The following is a 19740-nucleotide window of genomic DNA, read 5'->3' on the forward strand; positions in this document are numbered from 1 at the left end:
GGACACCTTAAATTGCGGTAATGTCAGTGCTGGCCGTTGGGCATCAAACCCATGCGATTCTTGACCACGGGGGCAGGCGCAAAGGCGATGAAGGCCACGCACAGACCAGCCCACAGGGCGTAGCTGACGCCCACAAGCACCGCCAGCGGCAGGCCGGCGACGCCGAAGATCAGCAGGGTGGTCTCCAGCGCGCCGAGGCCCTGAACCAGGCTCTGAGAGGCGATGACCGACAGCAGGGACATGACCAAGGCGATCAGGATCTGGACCGCGGCGGCCAGAAGCCCGCCGAAGACCATGAAGCGGCAGACCACGCCCAGGCGCGTCGAGGGACGGCCCATCCGGGCATGGGTCTGGCGCAGCAGCCACAGACCGACCGGCGCGGCGATCAGGCCCAAAACCAGCAGGACCAGCCGCCAGTCGGTATCCACGCCCGAGGCCCAGTTTTCCGGCGGCCAGACGATCAGCGTCAGGATCAGCGGCGGCCAGGCGGCGGCGGCCAGGGCCGCCAGCACGAACCTTTGCGTCGACTGCCGCGGGGCGACGCGCTTGAGGCCCGGCAGGTCCTCGATCCGGTCGAGACGCAGCATCAGCGAGTCGGGACCGGCGTGGCGCCGGAATAGTCGTAGAAGCCACGACCGCTCTTCTTGCCCAGCCATCCGGCCTCGACATATTTCACCAGCAGAGGGCAGGGGCGGTACTTGCTGTCGGCCAGACCGTCGTACAGCACGTTCATGATGGCCAGGACGACGTCCAGACCCATGAAGTCGGCCAGCTCCAGCGGTCCCATCGGGTGGTTGGCGCCCAGCTTCAGCGCCTTGTCGATCGAGGTGACGTTGCCGACGCCCTCATACAGGACATAGATGGCCTCGTTCATCATCGGCACCAGGATGCGGTTGACGATGAAGGCGGGGAAGTCCTCGGACTCGGTGGTGATCTTGCCCAGGCTCTCGGCGAAGGCGACGGCGGCCTCGTATGTGGCGGCCGAGGTGGCGATGCCGCGCACGATCTCGACCAGCTTCATCACCGGCGCCGGCTTCATGAAGTGCAGGCCGATGAAGCGGTCAGGCCGGTCGCTGACCGAGGCCAGGCGCGTGATCGAAATGGATGAGGTGTTGGACGCCAGCAGGGTGTCTGGGCGCAGGTGAGGCAGCAGGTCGACAAAGACCGATTTCTTGACCGCTTCGTCCTCGGACGCCGCTTCGATGACCAGATCGGCCTGGGCCGCCTCGGCCAGGGAGGCGACGGGCTGGATGCGCGCCAGGGCGGCGTCGGCCTCGGCGGGGGTCATCAGGCCGCGTGCGGCCCGACGCGCCAGGCTGGCCGCGATCTCGCCCTGGGCCAGGGGAATGCGCTCGGCCGACAGGTCGTAGAGCCGCACCTCATAGCCGCCGGCGGCCACCGTCTGAGCGATGCCCGAACCCATTTGCCCGGCGCCGATAATGGCGACTGTCCTGATCGTGGTCATAAATACGCGCAATCTGCGGTCCCGCAGGGACCAATCGCGGGCACCTTAGGAGCCCGCCCGCCGCGCGCAAGGGGCGGAATGAGGCGCGATTAAGATTCCTGACGGCCGTGTCCGCGCCTCAACGCTCCCGGCGAACGCCCGAAGACCTCAGTAGGCGCCGACCAGTCCCAGCGCCGCCACGTGCAGCGGCGGCAGCAGATAGCCCTGCACGCCCTGGATGATCAGCAGGGCCACGATCGGCGTCAGGTCCATGCCGCCCAGCGGCGGGATGAAGCGCCGCAGCGGCGCCAGCACCGGCCCGGTGAACCGGTCCAGGAAGTCGGCGACCTGGGCCACGAAACGGTTGCGGTAGTTGATGACGTCGAAGGCGAACAGCCAGCTCAGGATCGCATTGGCGATGATGGCGAACAGCAGCAACTGCAGCAGCGCACCGATCAGAAAGAAGATGAAGCCGATGACGCCGGCGCCGATGCCCATGAGCGAATTCCTGTGAAACCTGTTCGCTTCTAGCGGTGCGGCCGCCGAACGCCAAGGTTTCCTCCGCGACCCGTTGACACCCCCTCGACGCGCCGCTTATCTCGATCCCTGCCTGTCGGTCGGGGCCGTAGCTCAGTTGGTAGAGCGCGTCGTTCGCAATGACGAGGTCAGGGGTTCGATTCCCCTCGGCTCCACCAGGGCAGGCCCACCGGGGGACGGCGTCGCGACGCTGTTCGGCAATGCGAGGGGGCCGATCAGCGAGTCCTTCTCGACGCAGAACGGGTTCATCTGTCCCTCCCAGCCGCCGTTGAGCGAGCAGGAATAACAACCCGACAGGGTGATGCAGGTGGTGAGGACGGCCAGGGCCTTGAGGCTTCGCGTCGCCAGGGTCTGTAGGTCGCGCATGCGCTCACCCTATCATCGGCGCTTCGATTGAAAACGGATGTGGTGCGACGCGCCGCCCCGCGCGCTTAGTTCTCGCGGTAGAAGTTGCAGTACCAGTCGACGAAATGGCCGACGCCGTCTTCGACGGGGGTCGAGGGGGCGTAGTCGAGGGCTTTGAGGGTGTCAGTCACATCGGCCTCGGTATTGGCCACGTCGCCGTCCTGCATGGGCATAAGGTTGAGCTTGGCCTTGCGGCCCAGCTTTTCCTCCAGCAACTCGATGTAACGCATCAGGGCGACCGGGCGGCCGGCGCCCAGATTGAGGATGCGCCAGGGGGCGACGCCGCTGGTGGCCGGGTTGGGGGCGGTGGCGTCCCAGGTCGGGTCGATGGCGGCGGGGCGGTCCAGGGCGGCGACCACGCCGGTGACGATGTCGTCGACGTAGGTGAAGTCGCGGCTCATCTTCCCCTCGCCGTACACGTCGATGGGCTCGTCCCTGAGGATGGCGCGGGTGAATTTGAACAGGGCCATGTCCGGGCGGCCCCACGGTCCATAGACGGTGAAGAAGCGCAGACCTGTGGCCGGGAAGCCGAACAGGTGGGCGTAGGAATGGGCCATGGCCTCATTGGCCAGCTTGGTCGCAGCGTAGACGGTCAGCGGATGGTCGGCCGGGTCGCGCACCGAAAACGGCAGGGCGGCGTTGGCGCCGAAGACCGAGCTGGTCGAGGCGAAGACGAGGTTGGCGGCCTTCACCGCGCGGCAGCCCTCGAGGATGCTGAGGAAGCCGACGACGTTGGAGTCCACATAGGTCTCGGGCGCTTCGAGGCTGTAGCGGACCCCGGCCTGGGCGGCGAGGTGGACGACCCGGCGCGGCTGATGCTCGGCGAACAGGGCGGCGACGCCGGCGCGGTCGGCCAGGTCGAGCGTGTAGTGGCGATAGGCCGGGTAGGCCTGAAGCTGGGTAAGACGGGCGTGCTTGAGCGCCGGGTCGTAGTAGGCGTTGAGGTTGTCCAGGCCGATGACCGTCTCACCGCGCTCCAGCAGCCGCCGGGCGGTGTGGAAGCCGATGAAGCCGGCGGAGCCGGTGACGAGAACGGGATCAGTGGACATCAGGCTGCGATAGACGGTTGGACGCGGTTTCGCCAGCGGGCGGCGTTTACGGCAGGTCCTCTGCCACGGCGGGGGTCGGCTCGGCGAAGCGGGCGGCGAGGCTGAGGCCGCAGGCCAGGATCAGGCAGGCGGCGGCGCCGATCAGCACCGGTCGGATGGCGCCGCCAGGCGGGCTGAGCGGGCGCAGGAAGAGCAGGGCCAGCAGACCGATCAGGGCCAGGGCGCCGGGCAGGTCCATGCCGATGCCGAGGAAGACGAAATGGCCGATCCCCATCAGCCAGGCGCCGCCCAGAACCCCGGCCACGGCGGGGGGGATCAGGCCGGCGGGGCGGGTCAGGTCGGGGCTGATCAGGGCGGCGAGCGCGGCGGCCGTCGCCGCCAGCAGGGTCGGCCAGACGAACAGCAGGGCGGCCTCGGGGGCGGCGCCCTGAACCAGGCAGCCGAGCAGGAAGACGAGGGCGATCAGGCCCAGCCAACCGCCCCAGGTCGAGGTCGTGGTCGGCGCCTTGACCGGCCACAGCGACAGGCCCGCGGCGATGACGCCCGCGCCGAGCATGACGGGGCTGAAGCCGCCGATCAGCAGGACCAGCAGGGTCAGGACGGCGACGGTTCCTGCTACCATGCGCGGTCGCTGGCGGCGTGCGCCGGTCAGGAACAGCAGGGCCAGCGCCAGGATGGTCAGGACGGCGCCCGCCTCCATCCAAGGCAGGCGACGCAGCAGGACGTAGTAGGTCTCGGACGAGGCGGCGCGGCTCGACATGGGCCCGGCCAGCAGGCGGACGGCCTGGGCCAGCACCAGTCCGGCGGACAGGAACCAGAGGCCGTCCAGCAGGCCGCGACCGACCTGTGCGGGGGTCAGACCGATCGCGCGGCGGGCGCGCCAGGCGGCGAAGCCGCCGAGTAGGGCGGTCATACCCAGCAGGCCCCAACCCATGGCCGCCGAATGGCTGAGTATCAGGCGGCCGAAGACGTCGGCATAGACGGTGTTCGGCCCCTTGGCGGGCAGGGCGGGGGCGCGCAGCAGGGCGTCGGCGGCTTCCAGCGCCTGAGAGCCGAGGTGTTGCAGCCCGCCTTGGTCGAGATTTTCGGGGGTGGAGTCGGCGGAGTGATACTGGGCCGGGCGACCGATGAAGGCGAAGTTCAAGCCGCCGACGCCGCGATCCTTGGGGATGGTGAAGTCGGTGCCGTTGGGCATCTGCTCGTACATGAAGACGGCCAGGGAGGTGGCGGTGGTCCCACCGTCGGCGCGCATGGCGGCGCGGCTGAACAGGTCGACGGTCGGGCCGGCTTCGCGCCCGGTCTCGAACATGGCGGCGCGGCCGCCGCCGCCTCTAGCCTCGAGGTTGACCACGGCGCCGATGTGATCACGAAGCGGATGCCCGCCGAAGAAGATGCGGGCGCCGTCCAGGTTCAGTTCTTCGGCGTCGGTCAGCAGGACGACCAGATCGCGTTCGATCGGCCCGCGCGCCTTGATGGCGCGCACGGCCTCCAGCACGGCGCCGACGCCGGTGGAATCGTCAGCCGCGCCGGGCGAGCCGACCACGGTGTCATAGTGGGCCATCAGCATGACGGCGGGCTGGCTGCGATCCTTGCCCGGCAGGACGCCGATCAGATTGATGGCCTGATTGTTCGCCGCGTCGGGATCTCCGCCTGCCTTTTTCAGGCGCTGGATCGAGCCGGGCGACAGGGGACCGGCCTGTTCCTGCGGCGACAGGCCCAGCTGGGTCATGCGGTTGGTGAGGTAGGCGCGGACGCGGGCGTGCTCGGGCGAACCGACCGGATGCGGGGCGCGGGCGATCGCCTCGACGTCGGTCATGGCGCGCGCGGCCGAGAAGGCGGCGGCGGAGGCGTCGAGGGGGCGGGGCTTGGGAACCTGGGTGGTCCAGACCGCCAACAGGAAGGCGAGCGCCAGGGTTCCGAACAGCAGGGCCAGCCGCATGTGAAAGATCCTCCCCGATCCGGGAGGCAGTAGGGCCAAGCTGGAGACGGATGGCAAGAGGGCGGCGACAGGTCTCCCCATCGCCGCCCTCTGATCACCTCAGCCGTGAAGGCTTAGAAGCGCTTGGTCAACTCCACGCCGTACATGCGCGGCTCGTTGACGAAGGCCGTCAGGTTGTTGAAGTCGATGGCGCCGATGACGTTGGCCTCGTCCGTGATGTTGCGGACATAGGCGGCGGCTTCCAGGCCGCGGTTCAGGTCTCGCCAGCCCGCGCGCAGGCCGCCTTCAAAGTTGGTGTCCTGGCGGAACTCGACCGCTTCATAGAGGAAGAGGTTGAAGTCCTTCTGCATCACCCAGTCGGTCGAGGCGAACAGCTCCTGGGCGTCGCCGATGGGGCGGACGTAGGAGAGGGTCAGATTGGCCGAATACTCCGGGGCCTGAGGGAAGGGGTTGCCGTCGATGGCGGCGCGGTCGCTGGCGCCGACCTTCACGATCGGATCGGTGATGGTGCACAGGTGGTTGCCGCAGATGGCGACCAGCAGGTCCTTGTCCTTGATCTCGGTGTGGTTCCAGGCCACGCCGCCGGCCAGGGTGAAGCCCGCGCCCAGATAGACGTCGCCGTCGATCTCGACGCCGTAGCCCTGACCCTTGTCGGCGTTGATCAGGCGGTTGGAGTTGTCGATGCCGCCGATGGCCGTGAACTGCATGTCCTCGACGTTATAGAGATAGGCCGTGGCGTTCAGGCGCGCGCGACCGTTCCACAGGCGCGACTTGAGGCCGGCCTCGTAGGACATGACGGTCTCGGAGTCGGCCGTGGTCAGGACCGGCAGGTTGCGGCCCTGGATCGACGGACCGCGATAGCCGCTGGCCACGCGGGCGAACAGGTTAAGGCTGTCGTTGACCTCATAGAGGGCGCTGACGTCCCAGCTGACCTTCTCGTCGCCGACCGAGACCTGGCCCTCGGCGTTGGCGGGCGTGCCGACCACGATCTTGCCGTGATAGTCGCGGCTGTCGTCAGTGTAGCGCAGGCCGCCGGTCAGCTTCAGGGCGTCCGTGACCCGATAGTTGGCCTGACCGAAGATCGACCAGGAGTCCGACTTCTGCACGATGTCGGTGACCTTGGTCGGCATCAGACCGCCCGTGCCGTTGAAGGTGCCGGACACCAGGTTGATGCGCTCGTCCCAATAGAAGGCGCCGACCTGCCAGCCCAGACGGCCGTCGCCGTTCGAGGCCAGGCGCAGTTCATAGGTGTTCTGAAGCAGGTCGCTGGAGACGGTGCCGGACTCGACGTTGAACGGGGTCTTGTAGCCCGAGCCGACGGGCGCCGAGGCCACGCCGCCGTCGATGTCGCCGTCGCCCTGGCTCCAGCCCTGGAAGGAGCCGACCACCCCGGTCAGGGTCGCGGGGCCGAAGTCATAGGCGACCTGCAGCGACTGCGAGGTGGTCTTCTGCTTCTGGAAGTTGTTGCGGCCGCCGTCGTACCAGACCGTCTCGCGGTCGAAGTTGTCGTTCAGCTTGTTCGAGCCCTTGGTCAGGACGTTGGCGCGGTTCATCGTGCCCGTGCCCTCGTAATCGCGGGCCTGCAGGGTCAGCAGGGTCGACAGGCGGTCGGTCGGGGCCCAGGCGACATGGACTCGGCCCGCGATGTCGTCGAAATTGCCGAGGTCCTTGCCGTCCTTCTTCGCGAAGGGGGCGTCCCAGGCGTTGTTGATGTAGTCGTCGCGGTGGTTCCACAGGGCGGCGACGCGCACCGACAGGGTGTCGGAGGCCGGCAGGGTCACGGCGGCTTCAGCCCGGGTCGAGCCGTAGTTGCCGTATGTCAGCGAGCCGTAGCCGGTGAAGTCGTCGCCCGGCTTGGTGGTGTCGATCTTGATGACGCCGGCGGGGGTGTTGCGGCCGAACAGGGTGCCTTGCGGGCCGCGAAGCACTTCCAGCTGCTTCACGTCGAACAGGGGGAAGCCCTTCAGGTAGACGCTCTCCAGCACGAGGTCGTCCATCACCATCGAGACGGGCTGCGAGGCGGTGAAGTCGAAGTCCACATTGCCGAGGCCGCGGATGTAGAAGCGCGGAGCGTAACGGCCGTTAGAGCTTTCGACCTGCAGGCTGGGCACGCGGCCGGACAGGCTCAGGATGTCGGCGCCGCCCGCGGAAATGGCGGTCAGGGTCTCGGTGTTCATCGCCGTGACGGCGAAGGGCACGTCGCGGATGTTCTCGCTGCGGCGCTGGGCGGTGACAACGATCTCGTCGACGCTGACGGCCTGTTCGGCGGCGACTTCAGCCTGGGGGGCGGTCTGGGCCATGGCCGGGGCGGCGATGAGCAGGGCGAGGCCGCTGGCGGAGGCGGCGAGGGCGACGAGACGACGGGACATGGGGGGAGGATCCTCGTTGAGACTGGTGGCGAGGGCCTAGGTCCGCAGCTGTGCTTTTTCCAGCGTCGAGGAGGGCTGTTCGATGAAGCTTTCGCGACACGGACACGCTGTGAAAAAACTCGACGCTTCTGATCGAGTGGCGACCAGCTTGGCATTGTGCGTCGCAATATGTCGTGCGAAACGACAGGGCTGCGCCGCTGGTTCGGTGAGGAGTCTCTCGACGCGCTGCGCGCGGCCTGACAGGGACCTGCCTATGATGATCGCCCCCCTTCCTCGCCGCCGTCTGTTTCAACTGATGGCCGCCGCCGCCGTGGCGCCGGGTCTGGGCGCGCTGGCGCCGTCCTCTGAGGCGCGGGCGATCGGTCGCGTCCTGGCCATGTCGGACCTGCATTCGGCCTATGAGCGGACGGGCCAGCTTCTGGCGGCGCTGGAGGCCGGGATCGCCGGATCGGACACGCCGCACCTGATCGCCATCGACGGCGATATCTTCGAGCATGGCAACGTGGTGTCGGTGCGCTCGGGCGGGGCTATCGACTGGGCCTTCCTGGGCGAACTGCCGAAGCTGGCGCCGACGGTGGTCAATCTGGGCAACCACGACAATGACCTGACGCCGGACCTGCACGAGGTGGTGGCGCGGATGCGGGGCCTGGGCATCCACGTCGTCAGCAACATCCTGGATGCGCGCACCGGGCGGCCCTACGCCGACGCCGCCGTCACCGTGCCGCTGGGCCAACGGTCGCTGCGCATCGTTGGGGCGGGCACGGATTCCCTGAACACCTATCCCAAGGCCAGCCGCGACTGGCTGAGCATCCCGAGGCCAGGCGACTGGGCGCAGGCGCACCTGACGCGCCTGCTGGACGGCGCTGACCTGATGCTGGTGATGAGCCATGCCGGGGTGGCGGGGGATCGCGACATCCTGCCCCTGCTGCCTGACGGCGCACTGATGATCGGCGGCCATAACCATCTGCTGTTCCAGCACGAACAGGGGCGCAGCGCCTACGCCCACACCGGATCGTGGAGCAACGCCTATACGACGGCGACCCTGTTCGAGGACGGGCGGATCGATATCGTCTCGACGGCGGTGGACCGCGACGCCGCCCCGTCGCCGCGTCTGGCTGACCTGATTGCGACCACCCTGGCGGCGCACTTGACCGCCGAAGAGAAGGCGGTGCTGGGCGTCAGTCCGCGCGCCCTGACGCTGGGCGAGACGGGCCGCGCCGTCGCCGCCGCCATGGCGCGGGCGGCGGGCGTCGAGGCGGGCTTCATCGGCCACACGACGCTGGGGACCGGCCTGCCGGCGGGCCCGGTGACGCGTTATGATTTCGACGCCGTGGTGCGGTTCGACGGCAAGTTGATGGTCGCCGAGATTGCGGTCGACCGCCTGGCGGGCCTGATGGCGCGGGCCAATCAGGATCGGGCCATGCCGCTGGCCGAGCGCAACGGCGACTTCGTCTATGGAGCGGCGGGCGATGTGACGGGGCGGGCGACGGTGCGTCTGGTGACGACCGATTGGTGCGCGATGAACCAGGCCGAGTATTTCGGCGTGAACGATCTGGTCTTCAGCCCGGTGCCCGAGGTCGGGGTCAAGGCGGTGGCGGTTTCGGGGCTGCTGCAGGCCTAGGCGGCGCGGCGCAGGGCCGAAGGCACCTTGACGTAAAGCCCCTTGCGGCCGGCGACCGGGCGGAAGGCGACGCTGTCGCCTTCGGGGCGTTCATCGACGCCGAGGAAGAGGCAGCCGTCATCCACCAGCTGGCGCTCCAGCCGGTCCAGCACGCGGGCGCGGTGCGCCGGTTCCAGATCGCTGAGGACATGGCGGCAGAAGATGACGTCGAACTGGCCGTCGTCGGCCGGTTCGTCCAGCAGATTGGCGCGTTCGAACCTGACCGCGCTGCGCAGCTCGGGGCGGACGCGCCAGTGATCTTCGACCTGCTCGAACCAGCGCAGCATGGTCCGGGCCGACAGGCCGCGCTGGATCTCGAAGGAGGTGTAGAGGCCGGAGTGGGCTTTTTCGATCGCGTGACGCGACAGGTCGGAGGCGACGATCTCCACGTCGGCGCTATTCTCCAGCGCGGCTATGGCCAGGGAATAGGCTTCCTGGCCGGTCGAGGCGCCCGCGGACCAGAGCCGCACCTTGCCGCCGGGACGGGCGGCGGTCAGGGCGGGCATCAGTTCGCGAGAAAAGACCTCGAACACCGCGCGGTCGCGGCGGAACCAGGTCTCACCGTTCAGCAGGGCCTCGATCACCGCCCAGCCGAGCGAGGCGACCGGCTTGTTCCATAGCGTCGCCAGCATGGCCTCGACGTTGTGGTAGCCCTCGCGGCGCGCCACCGGCCCCAGGCGATGCTCGGCCAGATGCATCCGGTCGCGGGTCAGCCGGAAGCCGGCGCGCGTGGCCAGCAGGGTCTGAAGGCGATCGAAGTCCTCGGGCGTCATGACGGCGACTGAATAGCTCCCACTTCGGCGAATTTGGAGTGCAGGATCTCGCCGTCGAAGGGTTTCATAACATAGTCGTCGGCTCCTGCGGACAGGGCTTCGGCGATGCGCTCGGCGCGGGTCTCGACCGAGCAGAACAGGACCTTGGGCGCGCGGCCGTCGGGCAGGTCGCGCAGACGACGCAGGAAGGTCAGCCCGTCCATCACCGGCATCTGCCAGTCCAGCAGCACTACATGGGGCATGGCGCCCATGCAGTAGGTCAGGGCCTCGACGCCGTCGGCGGCTTCGTCGACCTCAAACCCCAAGTCTTCGACGATTCGGCGCGCGACCTTGCGGATGATCCGGCTGTCATCGACGATCAAACAGGTCTGGGGGTCCAAGGGCTTTATCTCGTGCGGCGCGAAACCGGTTCGATCTTCGCGCCATAATCGTTCACCGGCATTAACAGACGATGGCGGAGGGCGGGGTCGTCAGGCGGGGGTTCGCGCGATCAGGCCGACGCGGCCCTCGTCGGTAGCCAGATCCAGACGTCCGCCGGTTTCATCGACCGCCAACCACAGCCAGTAGGGCTGGATCCACTGGCCGGCCAAGCCTTCGGTCAGACGCTCGCCCTTCAGCCCGGTCATGGCCTCGGGTTTGAGCCGGGCGCGCGCGCCTTCGGCGGAGCCGACCAGCAGCAGGCGGTCGTCCTCGCGCCGGGCGGTGATGGTGGCGACGCCGCCGGTCGGCAGGGCGCCCAGGGTCATCCAGGCCAGGTTGATGAGGATGCGAGCCTGAGGCTTGGTGAAGGTTTCGCCGTCGTTGATGCGCCAGTCCAGGGTCGCGCGGCCGCCCTCGGACATGTTGGCGACCAGGTCGCGCAACTCGGCGGAGACGAACTGTTCGCTGGTGGTGGCGGCGCCGAAGGCGACGCGGGCGAAATGAACGTGGGCGACCATCTTCTTGGCGCTCTGGCGGATCAGGCCCATGGCGTCGTCGCGCATGTCCTGGGCCGTCGGGTCTTCCAGCAGGTCGAGGCCCGACATGATGGCGCCCGCCGGGCTGATGAAGTCGTGGCACAGCTTGCCAGCGATGAAGGCCGCCAGCTCGGCGCCGTCCACGGGCAGGTCGCCGGCGGCGAGGTCGGTCGAAGGGGAACGGGCGGAGAGGTCGGTCAGGGTCATCGTGCGCGCGGTCTGCAATCTGGAATGGTTAAGGCTGACCTGATTTGCCGGTTCTTGAAACCGGGCGCATGGGCTATCGAGGCGGGGACATGACGCACGCCCTAGAGACCGACCTCGCTTCCGGCGCCCTCGCCGAGACCATCGCCGACATCGCCGAGGAGGCCGCGCGTCTGATCCTGCCCTACTGGCGGGCCGGCACGGCGGTCGAGACCAAATCCGACGCCAGTCCTGTGACCGAAGCCGATCGCGCCGCCGAGGCCCTGATCCTGAAGCGGCTGGCCGAGCATTGGCCCGCGGTCGAGGCCGTGGCCGAGGAAGCCTCCGCCGCCGATGGCGTCCCGACCTCTGTCGGCGAGTGGTTCTGGCTGATCGACCCGCTGGACGGCACCAAGGGCTTTGTTCAGGGTCGCGAGAGCTTCACCGTCAACATCGCCCTGATGCGCGGCGACGCCCCCGTTGCCGGCGTCGTGACAGCGCCTGCGACCAGCGTGAGCTGGGCATCCGCCGCGCCGGGCAAGGGCGCCGTGCGCCGCGCTTTCGGCGAGGCCTGGCGGCCGATCAAGGTGCGGGACCGTCCGGCCGAGGGCATCGCCCTGCTGAGCCACAGCATGACCGATGAGGAGGCCGCGCGTCTGGCCGCCCGGCACGGCTGCACCCAGTGGCAGGGCACGGATTCGTCCCTGAAATTCTGCCTGATCGCCGAGGGGCGTTTCGACGCCTATCCGCGCACCGGCCCCACCAGCGAGTGGGACACGGCGGCGGGGCAAGCGGTGCTGGAAGCCGCCGGCGGCCGTGTGCTGGGCGCGGACGGTCAGCGGCTGGCCTATCGCAAGCCAGGCTTCCTCAACGGACCCTTCGTGGCGATGGGCGGCTGAACGGCCTAGGCGACGGCTGAACCGACCCGGGCCATCTCGATCTGTGCCGAGAGACCCGGCGGCAGGTCGCGCTCGGGCACGCCGGCCAGGGCCTCCATCCGTTCCGGGTTGATCGCCTGAACCATGACGCTGGCGATCGCCGGGTCGGTCAGGGTGAAGGCCAGGCAGATTTCCTCGGCTTTCCAGTTCGGCGTCTGGTGCAGGAAGGCGAAGGAGCCGGCGTTGACCAGGCCCTGCTCGACAGGCTTGGCCCCGAAGCCGAACAGACCCTTCTTCTTCGGGGCTACGCCGGCGCCGGCGGCCTTGCGCTCGGTCGACAGGCTTTCGGGGAAGTAGTCGTAGGTGAAAATGGCCATGTCGCGTTCGCGCGCGGCTCGCATCCGCGACCGGATGCGCCATTCCACATTGGCGTGGAAGGGGGTGTAGAGGACGTCGAAGGCGCCGGTCGAGACATAGACGTCCATCACCGGGGAGTCGCCCGACACCCCCAGCAGGCGCACGTGGCCGGCCTTGCGCTGGGCCTTCAGCACGATCAGCGAAGCCTGGGGCAATTCATCGTCGGCGGGTTCGTCCAGCACGACGACGTCGAACCAGCCCAGACCCGAGGCGTGCAGGGCCTGGTCGATGGCGCCGCTCAGACCTTCGGCCGAGAAGTCGCGGAAGCCCTTCTTGCGGCCGTCGCCGACGCCCAGAGTCATGCCGACGCAGACCAGCCGCCGCTCGACGTGGCCCAGGGCCTCGCCGACGACCTCGGCCAGAACCGGGTCGGCGTTCTCGAGGTGGTAGCTGTTCACGCCCGCCTCGAGCGCGGTGAAGATCAGCTCGCTGAGGGCTGCGCGTCCGCGCCCCAGAGCCTCGTGCCCGAGATTGAGCGTCAGGTTGGAGACCGCCGCGCCGGTGCCGCCGAACGGACGATAGCGCATGCTCAGCCGGCCTCGACGGGGGCCGAGGTCTCCAGCGCCAGGGCATGCAGTTCACCGCCCATCTGCCCCTTCAGCGCACCATAGACCAACTGGTGCTGGCGCACGCGGGGCAGCCCCTTGAAGGCCGACGAGACGATCTTGGCGCGATAGTGGTCACCGTCGCCGGCCAGGTCCTCGATGGCGATGTCCGCATCAGGGAAGGCCTCGACCAGATGGGCGCGAAGGACGTCGGCGGACATGGGCATGAAGCTACTCTCGAAACCGGAAGATCGGATCTGAACTGTAAAACCTAAAGAGGTATGCGCCGTCTGTCAGCCCGCAACCGCGCGGGGGCGTTCAAACAGGGTGACGCGCGAGTCCTTGTAGTCGGCCTCGGCATAGGGGCGGTAGCCGACCCGCTCGGCGAGCTTCACCGAGGGGGCGTTATCGGGGGAGATCATGCAGACGGTGCGTGGTTCCAGCCGATAGGCGTCGGTCCAGGCCAGGGCGGCCTGAAGCGCTTCGTGCGCCAGGCCCTGGCCCTGAAAGGCGGGGGCCACGCCCCAGCCCAGTTCCGGCGCGTCGAAGGGAGGCGTCATCTCGCGGCGATAGTCCAGCACCCCGACGCTGCCGACATAGGCGCCCGTGTCCGTCTCGCGGATCGACCAGTTGCCATAGCCCTTGGCCTGCCAGTGGCCGAGGTCGCGCAGGCAGCGGAACCAGACCTCTTCCTCGGACAGGCCGCGTCCCATGATGTGGCGGGTGAAGTTATCGTCGGCCCACAGGCCGATCAGGTCGTCCATGTCGCTGACGGCGACGGGGCTCAGGGTCAGGCGGGCGGTGGTCAGGATGGTCACATCAGTCCCAGTTGCTTGAAGCTGGCCACGCCTTCGCGGCCGACGATGAGGTGGTCGTGGACCTGAAGGCTGAGCGAGCGCGCGGCCTCGATCACCTGTTTGGTCATGTCGATGTCGGCTCGGCTGGGGGTGGGGTCGCCCGAGGGGTGGTTGTGGACGATGATCATGGCGCTGGCCGACAGCTCCAGCGCCCGGCGCACCACCTCGCGCGGATAGACGGGGGCGTGATCGACCGTGCCCCGGTTCTGGATTTCGTCGAGGATCAGCTGGTTCTTCTTGTCGAGGTAGAGGACGCGGAACTGCTCACGCGGCTCATGCTGGAGGCTGAGGCGGACATAGGCCAGCAGCGCCGTCCACGACGAGATGACGGTGCGTTTGTTGGCCTCTTCCTTGGCCACGCGGCGCGACACTTCGTGCAGGGCGGCCAGGTCCAGGGCGGTTTCAGCGCCGACGCCCCTGGAACGACCGCGCGAGTCCTCGGCGCGGACGGTCATCAGGTCCTCGACCGAAGCCGCGAGGACGGCGGCCAGCGAGCCGAAACGGGCCAGCAGGGCCTTGGCGATGGGTTTGACGTCGCCCTGGGGCTGGCTGCGGAACAGGAAGAGCTCCAGCAGCTCATAGTCGGGCAGGTGATGGATACCGGCGCCGCGTGCACGCTCGCGCAAGCGCTCGCGATGACCGGCGTGGTGCGGCTTGGCCTTCGGTTTTTCCGGCGGTTGATCGAGCATCAGCCTCCCCCAGAGGGGAGACTAGCTCAGAATTTCGGGCGGAACAGGCCCTTCGGCGAGGCCGAGAATATTTCCAGGCCGTCTTCGGTCACCCCGATGGTGTGTTCGCACTGGGCCGACAGGGACTTGTCGCGGGTCACCGCAGTCCAGCCGTCCGAGAGCACCTTCACCGCCGGCTTGCCCAGGTTCACCATCGGCTCGACGGTGAAGAACATGCCGGGCTTCAGCACGGCGCCCTCGCCGCGGCGGCCATAGTGCAGGACGTTGGGGCTGTCGTGGAAGACGCGGCCGATGCCATGGCCGCAGAAATCGCGAACCACGCTCATGCGCTGGGCCTCGACGAATTTCTGGATGGCGTAGCCGATGTCGCCGAAGGTGTTGCCCGGCTTGACCTGGGCCAGACCCAGTTCCAGCGAGTCATAGGTGACGTCGATCAGCTTCTTGGCGCGGGCGTTGATCTCGCCGACCGGAAACATGCGGCTCGAGTCGCCATGCCAGCCGTCGACGATGACGGTGTGGTCGATGTTGACGATGTCGCCTTCCTTCAGAACCTTGTCGCCGGGAATGCCGTGGCAGACGACGTGGTTGATCGAGGTGCAGATCGTCCTGGTGTAGCCCTTGTAGCCGAGGCAGGCGGGAATACCGCCGCGCGCCAGGGTGAACTCGCGCACCAGATCGTCCAGTTCGCCGGTGGTGACGCCGGGCTTCACGTGCTCGCCGATCATGTCCAGCGCCTCGGCGACCAGACGACCGGCCTTGCGCATGCCTTCGAAGGCGTCCGCGTCGTGGATGCGGATTTCATGGCTGCGGACGAAGGCGTCGTTATCCAGGTCGGGAGTCTCGTACATGATCTGCTTTCGGGCGCGCCGCCGAACAGGGGGAGGCGGCTGGGGGCTTTCTCTGGGGTCAGATGATCATTCTAGCACAAAACCTCAACCCCGTCAGGCGGCGCCGATGACGCGGGCAGAGGTGGCGCCTATCTGTGCGGCATGACCGAAACCGTCGCCCCCACCGCCGCCGTTCTGATCATCGGTGATGAGATTCTGTCCGGCCGGACCCAGGATGTGAACCTGAACGCCATCGCCCGCTTTCTGGGGGCCTTGGGGATTGATCTGCTGGAGGCGAGGACAGTCGGTGATCGGCAAGGACAGATCGTCGACGCGCTGAACGCTCTTCGCAGGACCCACGATTACGTCTTCACCACAGGCGGCATCGGTCCGACGCATGACGACATCACCGCCGACGCCGTCGGCGCCGCTTTCGGCGTGCCGGTGGCTGAGCATCCCGAGGCTTTGGCCGTTCTCGAGCGGCGCTACGGGCCCGGCGAGTTCAACGCCGCGCGTCGGCGCATGGCGCGCATCCCCCAAGGCGGCAGTCTGATCGCCAATCCTGTGACCGATGCGCCGGGTTTCCAGATCGGCAATGTCTTCGTCATGGCGGGCGTGCCCAGGATCATGGAGGCCATGCTGCAGGATGTGGCGCCGCGCCTGCGCGCGGGGGCGGTGGTGCACGCTCGCACGATCCGGGTTGAAGGCGTCGGCGAGAGCGCTATCGCCGATGTTCTGAGGGCCGCCGCCGAGGCTCGGCCGGACCTGTCGTTCGGCAGCTATCCTTTCGGGTTCGGCGGCGATGGACCGATCGGGACCCAGCTGGTGATCCGGGGGCGTGGCGCGGCGGAAGTTGACGCAGCGGAACACGATCTTTCTCGCGAACTGCGTTACTTGGGAATTAATCTTGCCGTAACGTCATCATCTCAGGTGTAGAATTGTGCGACAAAGTCGCCACGGTTTCGCCGATTTACGGTCCGAGAGGAGTCTAGGGCGCAACGCTTTCATGACACGAACGCTGTGGCTGTTAGCGTGGCGCTTCTCCCCGAACAACGACCCGTTCATCAGTAAGGACGGGCGGACTTACATAGGTGAAACAGTATGACCCCCAGGAACATGGGCCGCATCGGCGGTCTCGCGGTCCTCATGGCCTCCGTGGCCGCGCCGGCTTTCGCCGGCTCCTTCTATCTGCAGGAACAGTCGGTGCGCGGCGCCGGACGCGCCTTCTCGGGCGAGGCCGCGGATCGCGGCACGGGCTCGATGTGGTGGAACCCCGCCGCCATCGCCCGTAGCGGCCGCGAGCTGTCGTTCGGCATGCACGCCATCCGCATCGACTCGGAAGTGAAGAACAACGGCTCCTACGTCACCTATCCGGGCGGAACCAATGTGCCGGTGGTCAACCCCCGCAACACCGAGGTCGACCCGATCGAGAGCGGCCTGGTGCCCAACTTCGCCTTCGCCACGCCGATCGGAGAGCGCTTCGCCGTCGGCGTCTCGGTGGCCGCGCCCTACAACTTCACGACCAAGTACGAGCCGGGCTCCTTCGCCCGCTACGACGCCCTGACCTCGGAACTGCGCTCGGGCGACGCCAGCCTGACCGTGGCCTATCAGGTCAATGACTGGCTGGACCTCGGGGCTGGCCTGAACGCTCAGTTCGTCAAGGCCAAGCTGACCTCGGCCATGCCGACGGTTTCGCCCCTGCTGCCCGACGGCTCGTCGTCGCTGGAAGGCGACGGCTGGGCCTTCGGATGGAACGTCGGCGCCCAGGTGCACAAGGGGCCGTGGGACTTCGGCCTGTCCTACCGCTCCAAGATCGAGCACGAGCTGGACGGCGAGGTGAACATCGTCCTGACCGGTCCGCTGGCGCCCAACAGCGTCTCGAGCGCCGGCACGGCCAGCTTCAACACCCCGTGGTTCGCCTCGGCCTCGGTGCGTTACGCCGTCAACGACAAGCTGACCCTGAACGCCCAGGTCAATCGCATCGGCTGGTCCGAGTTCGAAGCCATCAATGTCGCCTATCCCGGCGGCGGCGACTCGATCCACCAGAACTACAAGGACGTGACCACAGGCGCGATCGGCCTGGACTACGCCCTCAGCGACAAGACCACCCTGCGCGCCGGCGTCGGCTATGACCCGACCCCGACCCGCGACAGCCTGCGCACGGCCCGGATCCCGGACGCCGACCGCCTGCTGGTCTCGGTCGGCGGCTCGACCGAGGTGACCAAGGGCGTCACCTTTGACGCCGGTTTGACCTACATCGCCTTCAGCGACTCGGACATCTTCGACGACCGCACCTTCTATGCGGGCACGACCGCGGCCACGACCTCGCATCTGCGCGGTACCGCCGAGGGCTCGGCCCTGGTCGCCTCGCTGGGCGCGCGCTGGGCCTTCTGATCCCGGCCATAGGCTGAAACGGAAAGGGCGGCTCCCTCGCAGGAGCCGCCCTTTTTCTTTGACCTGAGATCAGACGATCCTAGGCGCTGTAGCCCTTGCCGCCGTTCGACGGACGACGGCGGGGGCGGCGTTTCATCTCGCCGACCGGCTTGGGTTCGGCCGAAGGCTGGGCCCGCGGCGACGACTTGGGACGTTCGCCCGCCATCGGATCGTAGACGGCGGCCGGACGCTCGGCGTGGTGAGTACGGTCACGACCGCCCTTACGCTGACGGTGCGGCTGGCCGCCGCCCTCGGGACGGACGCCCTCGCGACGCGGGTTGCGGGCGCGGCCTTCGCCGCCCTCGCCGCCACGTCCGCCACGTCCGCCGCGGCCCTCGCGCTCGGGCAGGGTGGCCTTCTGCTTGACGCCGGCCGCCATGATCGAGGCGTCCAGTTGGGCCAGGGCCTTGTCGTTGCGGCGGTCCACGGCCGGGATCTTCTGGCGCGTGACCTTCTCGATGTCCTTGAGCAGCTTCATCTCGTCGCCGGCGACGAAGCTGATGGCCGTGCCGTCGGCGCCGGCGCGGGCCGTCCGGCCGATGCGGTGGACATAGGCTTCCGGCACATAGGGCAGCTCGAAGTTCACCACGTGGGTGACCTTGTCCACGTCGATGCCGCGGGCGGCGATGTCAGTAGCGACCAGGACGCGCAGCTTGCCCTGCTTGAAGGCTTCCAGGGCGCGTTCGCGTTGCGACTGGCTCTTGTTGCCGTGGATGGCGCCGGCTTCGACGCCGCCGGCTTCCAGATAGGCCGCGACCTTGTCGGCGCCGTGCTTGGTCTTGGTGAAGACCAGGCAGCGCGTATAGGCGGGATCAGAGAACAGCTCGGTCAGGAGGGCGCGCTTGCGGCCCTGTTCGATGTGGATGACCGACTGCTTGATACGCTCGACCGTGGTCGACTGCGGCGTGACCTGGACCTTGACCGGATCCTTCAGCAGTTCGCCGGCCAGCTTGCCGATCTCCGACGGCATGGTGGCCGAGAAGAAGAGATTCTGACGCTTGGCCGGGATGCGGCTGACGATCTGACGGATGGGCTTGATGAAGCCCAGGTCCAGCATCTGGTCGGCCTCGTCGAGGACGAAGATTTCCGTCGACGACAGGTCCAGGGTCTTCTGCTGCAGGTGGTCCAGCAGGCGGCCGGGGGCGGCGACCAGGACGTCGAGGCCCTGTTGCAGGGCGCGTTCCTGCGGGCCGTATTTCACACCGCCGAAGATGACGGCGACGCGGAAGCCCAGGTGGGCGCCGTACTGCTTGAAGCTGTCGGCGATCTGGGTGGCCAGTTCGCGGGTCGGCGACAGGATCAGGGCGCGCGTGGTGCGCGGCTGGGGCGCGACGCGGTTCTCGGCCAGGCGATGGAGGATCGGCAGGGCGAAGGCGGCGGTCTTGCCGGTGCCGGTCTGGGCGATGCCCAGCAGGTCCTTGCCGGCCATGACGTCGGGGATGGCCTTGGCCTGGATCGGCGTCGGCTTTTCATAGCCGGTCGAGGCCAGGGCCTGGAGGAGGGCCTTGTTCAGGCCCATGGATTCAAACGTAGTATTGCTCACGTAGCGTCTTTCGCTTGCGGCAATGCGTGCTCCCGCGTGCGCCGGGTCGCGAAGGCGAAACCTTCTGACCGCACGACGACAGGAGAGCGCACCACCAGTCCCGATAGAGCTTCGGAATGAAGCCGTCGGGGTGGATCGGGGCGCCGCCCCGCGTGTCCGGACGACGTAATGACTCTGAGGTCTTGCCGGCTGCGTCTGCAATCAGATCTTCGAGGAGGAAGACCCACACGCGTTGC

19 protein-coding genes and 1 tRNA gene are annotated in these 19740 nt (G+C 67.9%); 5 read left to right on the forward strand and 15 right to left on the reverse strand.

Going from position 1 to position 19740, the window contains the following annotated elements:
* Positions 1-23: 23 nt before the first annotated feature.
* The 3 genes from ACIQTU_RS01590 to ACIQTU_RS01600 form a co-directional block, all read right to left on the reverse strand.
* Positions 24-587: a hypothetical protein gene (locus ACIQTU_RS01590; protein WP_400541329.1), complete on the reverse strand. Its 564-nt coding sequence runs from the start codon at positions 585-587 to the stop codon at positions 24-26.
* Entirely contained in the window at positions 587-1465 is an 879-nt protein-coding gene (locus ACIQTU_RS01595; protein ID WP_400541332.1) for a 3-hydroxybutyryl-CoA dehydrogenase, read from the reverse strand. Before ACIQTU_RS01595 ends, ACIQTU_RS01590 begins: the two co-directional genes overlap by 1 nt.
* Positions 1466-1612: 147 nt before the next feature.
* Positions 1613-1942 (reverse strand): YggT family protein, encoded by a 330-nt coding sequence (locus ACIQTU_RS01600; protein WP_400541335.1) that lies wholly within the window; start codon positions 1940-1942, stop codon positions 1613-1615.
* 121 nt (positions 1943-2063) lie between these two features.
* On the opposite strand from ACIQTU_RS01600, the gene ACIQTU_RS01605 reads away from it, so the two are divergent.
* Positions 2064-2139, forward strand: a tRNA-Ala gene (locus tag ACIQTU_RS01605).
* A 273-nt stretch (positions 2140-2412) separates the two neighbouring features.
* Here ACIQTU_RS01605 and ACIQTU_RS01610 read toward each other — a convergent pair.
* The 3 genes from ACIQTU_RS01610 to ACIQTU_RS01620 all read right to left on the reverse strand — a co-directional run bounded on the left by ACIQTU_RS01610 (position 2413) and on the right by ACIQTU_RS01620 (position 7743).
* Positions 2413-3435: an NAD-dependent epimerase gene (locus ACIQTU_RS01610; RefSeq protein ID WP_400541338.1), complete on the reverse strand. Its 1023-nt coding sequence runs from the start codon at positions 3433-3435 to the stop codon at positions 2413-2415.
* A gap of 46 nt (positions 3436-3481) precedes the next feature.
* On the reverse strand, positions 3482-5374 hold the full coding sequence (locus ACIQTU_RS01615) for a M20/M25/M40 family metallo-hydrolase (RefSeq protein WP_400541341.1): 1893 nt from the start codon (positions 5372-5374) through the stop codon (positions 3482-3484).
* 113 nt (positions 5375-5487) lie between these two features.
* Positions 5488-7743: a TonB-dependent receptor gene (locus ACIQTU_RS01620; protein ID WP_400541344.1), complete on the reverse strand. Its 2256-nt coding sequence runs from the start codon at positions 7741-7743 to the stop codon at positions 5488-5490.
* A gap of 253 nt (positions 7744-7996) precedes the next feature.
* Here ACIQTU_RS01620 and ACIQTU_RS01625 point away from each other — a divergent pair, with 253 nt between their 5' ends.
* Positions 7997-9364: a metallophosphoesterase gene (locus tag ACIQTU_RS01625; protein ID WP_400541347.1), complete on the forward strand. Its 1368-nt coding sequence runs from the start codon at positions 7997-7999 to the stop codon at positions 9362-9364.
* Here ACIQTU_RS01625 and ACIQTU_RS01630 read toward each other — a convergent pair.
* The 3 genes from ACIQTU_RS01630 to chpT all read right to left on the reverse strand — a co-directional run bounded on the left by ACIQTU_RS01630 (position 9361) and on the right by chpT (position 11339).
* Entirely contained in the window at positions 9361-10176 is an 816-nt protein-coding gene (locus tag ACIQTU_RS01630) for a CheR family methyltransferase (protein WP_400541350.1), read from the reverse strand. The genes ACIQTU_RS01625 and ACIQTU_RS01630 overlap by 4 nt on opposite strands.
* Positions 10173-10556, reverse strand: coding sequence for a response regulator (locus tag ACIQTU_RS01635; RefSeq protein ID WP_400541353.1), 384 nt, complete (start codon positions 10554-10556; stop codon positions 10173-10175). Before ACIQTU_RS01635 ends, ACIQTU_RS01630 begins: the two co-directional genes overlap by 4 nt.
* Before the next feature lie 90 nt (positions 10557-10646).
* Positions 10647-11339, reverse strand: a complete 693-nt coding sequence (chpT, locus tag ACIQTU_RS01640) for a histidine phosphotransferase ChpT (protein ID WP_400541356.1) — start codon at positions 11337-11339, stop codon at positions 10647-10649.
* An 89-nt stretch (positions 11340-11428) separates the two neighbouring features.
* Here chpT and cysQ point away from each other — a divergent pair, with 89 nt between their 5' ends.
* Positions 11429-12214, forward strand: coding sequence for a 3'(2'),5'-bisphosphate nucleotidase CysQ (gene cysQ / locus ACIQTU_RS01645; protein WP_400541359.1), 786 nt, complete (start codon positions 11429-11431; stop codon positions 12212-12214).
* 5 nt (positions 12215-12219) lie between these two features.
* On the opposite strand, the gene ACIQTU_RS01650 is transcribed toward cysQ, so the two are convergent.
* The 5 genes from ACIQTU_RS01650 to map all read right to left on the reverse strand — a co-directional run bounded on the left by ACIQTU_RS01650 (position 12220) and on the right by map (position 15549).
* The gene (locus tag ACIQTU_RS01650) at positions 12220-13137 is read right to left on the reverse strand and encodes an oxidoreductase (RefSeq protein ID WP_400541362.1); all 918 of its coding nucleotides are present in this window, start codon (positions 13135-13137) and stop codon (positions 12220-12222) included.
* Between the two features lie 2 nt (positions 13138-13139).
* Entirely contained in the window at positions 13140-13382 is a 243-nt protein-coding gene (locus ACIQTU_RS01655) for a BolA/IbaG family iron-sulfur metabolism protein (RefSeq protein WP_400541365.1), read from the reverse strand.
* Between the two features lie 66 nt (positions 13383-13448).
* Positions 13449-13973, reverse strand: coding sequence for a GNAT family N-acetyltransferase (locus tag ACIQTU_RS01660; protein WP_400541368.1), 525 nt, complete (start codon positions 13971-13973; stop codon positions 13449-13451).
* Entirely contained in the window at positions 13970-14701 is a 732-nt protein-coding gene (gene radC, locus ACIQTU_RS01665) for a DNA repair protein RadC (RefSeq protein ID WP_400541371.1), read from the reverse strand. Before radC ends, ACIQTU_RS01660 begins: the two co-directional genes overlap by 4 nt.
* A gap of 26 nt (positions 14702-14727) precedes the next feature.
* On the reverse strand, positions 14728-15549 hold the full coding sequence (gene map, locus ACIQTU_RS01670; RefSeq protein ID WP_400541374.1) for a type I methionyl aminopeptidase: 822 nt from the start codon (positions 15547-15549) through the stop codon (positions 14728-14730).
* 141 nt (positions 15550-15690) lie between these two features.
* On the opposite strand from map, the gene ACIQTU_RS01675 reads away from it, so the two are divergent.
* Both ACIQTU_RS01675 and ACIQTU_RS01680 read left to right on the forward strand, forming a co-directional pair.
* Positions 15691-16464 (forward strand): competence/damage-inducible protein A, encoded by a 774-nt coding sequence (locus ACIQTU_RS01675; RefSeq protein ID WP_400541377.1) that lies wholly within the window; start codon positions 15691-15693, stop codon positions 16462-16464.
* Positions 16465-16629: 165 nt separating this feature from the next.
* Positions 16630-17922, forward strand: a complete 1293-nt coding sequence (locus tag ACIQTU_RS01680) for an OmpP1/FadL family transporter (protein ID WP_400541380.1) — start codon at positions 16630-16632, stop codon at positions 17920-17922.
* A gap of 79 nt (positions 17923-18001) precedes the next feature.
* Here the strand turns inward: ACIQTU_RS01680 and ACIQTU_RS01685 are convergent, their stop codons facing one another.
* Positions 18002-19480, reverse strand: coding sequence for a DEAD/DEAH box helicase (locus tag ACIQTU_RS01685; protein WP_400543724.1), 1479 nt, complete (start codon positions 19478-19480; stop codon positions 18002-18004).
* Between the last annotated feature and the right edge of the window lie 260 nt (positions 19481-19740).

The organism is Brevundimonas sp. NPDC090276 (genome assembly GCF_044772165.1).
Taxonomy (GTDB): Bacteria; Pseudomonadota; Alphaproteobacteria; order Caulobacterales; family Caulobacteraceae; genus Brevundimonas.

What these genes read in the sequence shown, in the direction of transcription:
- ACIQTU_RS01685 (WP_400543724.1), bottom strand. Translation starts at nt 19,480, where the DNA reads ATGGGCCTGAACAAGGCCCTCCTCCAGGCCCTGGCCTCGACCGGCTAT.
- ACIQTU_RS01615 (WP_400541341.1), bottom strand. Translation starts at nt 5,374, where the DNA reads ATGCGGCTGGCCCTGCTGTTCGGAACCCTGGCGCTCGCCTTCCTGTTG.
- ACIQTU_RS01655 (WP_400541365.1), bottom strand. Translation starts at nt 13,382, where the DNA reads ATGCCCATGTCCGCCGACGTCCTTCGCGCCCATCTGGTCGAGGCCTTC.
- ACIQTU_RS01590 (WP_400541329.1), bottom strand. Translation starts at nt 587, where the DNA reads ATGCTGCGTCTCGACCGGATCGAGGACCTGCCGGGCCTCAAGCGCGTC.
- ACIQTU_RS01630 (WP_400541350.1), bottom strand. Translation starts at nt 10,176, where the DNA reads ATGACGCCCGAGGACTTCGATCGCCTTCAGACCCTGCTGGCCACGCGC.
- ACIQTU_RS01610 (WP_400541338.1), bottom strand. Translation starts at nt 3,435, where the DNA reads ATGTCCACTGATCCCGTTCTCGTCACCGGCTCCGCCGGCTTCATCGGC.
- radC (WP_400541371.1), bottom strand. Translation starts at nt 14,701, where the DNA reads ATGCTCGATCAACCGCCGGAAAAACCGAAGGCCAAGCCGCACCACGCC.
- ACIQTU_RS01680 (WP_400541380.1), top strand. Translation starts at nt 16,630, where the DNA reads ATGACCCCCAGGAACATGGGCCGCATCGGCGGTCTCGCGGTCCTCATG.
- chpT (WP_400541356.1), bottom strand. Translation starts at nt 11,339, where the DNA reads ATGACCCTGACCGACCTCTCCGCCCGTTCCCCTTCGACCGACCTCGCC.
- ACIQTU_RS01625 (WP_400541347.1), top strand. Translation starts at nt 7,997, where the DNA reads ATGATGATCGCCCCCCTTCCTCGCCGCCGTCTGTTTCAACTGATGGCC.
- ACIQTU_RS01600 (WP_400541335.1), bottom strand. Translation starts at nt 1,942, where the DNA reads ATGGGCATCGGCGCCGGCGTCATCGGCTTCATCTTCTTTCTGATCGGT.
- ACIQTU_RS01650 (WP_400541362.1), bottom strand. Translation starts at nt 13,137, where the DNA reads ATGCGCTATCGTCCGTTCGGCGGCACCGGCGCGGCGGTCTCCAACCTG.
- ACIQTU_RS01595 (WP_400541332.1), bottom strand. Translation starts at nt 1,465, where the DNA reads ATGACCACGATCAGGACAGTCGCCATTATCGGCGCCGGGCAAATGGGT.
- cysQ (WP_400541359.1), top strand. Translation starts at nt 11,429, where the DNA reads ATGACGCACGCCCTAGAGACCGACCTCGCTTCCGGCGCCCTCGCCGAG.
- ACIQTU_RS01620 (WP_400541344.1), bottom strand. Translation starts at nt 7,743, where the DNA reads ATGTCCCGTCGTCTCGTCGCCCTCGCCGCCTCCGCCAGCGGCCTCGCC.
- map (WP_400541374.1), bottom strand. Translation starts at nt 15,549, where the DNA reads ATGTACGAGACTCCCGACCTGGATAACGACGCCTTCGTCCGCAGCCAT.
- ACIQTU_RS01675 (WP_400541377.1), top strand. Translation starts at nt 15,691, where the DNA reads ATGACCGAAACCGTCGCCCCCACCGCCGCCGTTCTGATCATCGGTGAT.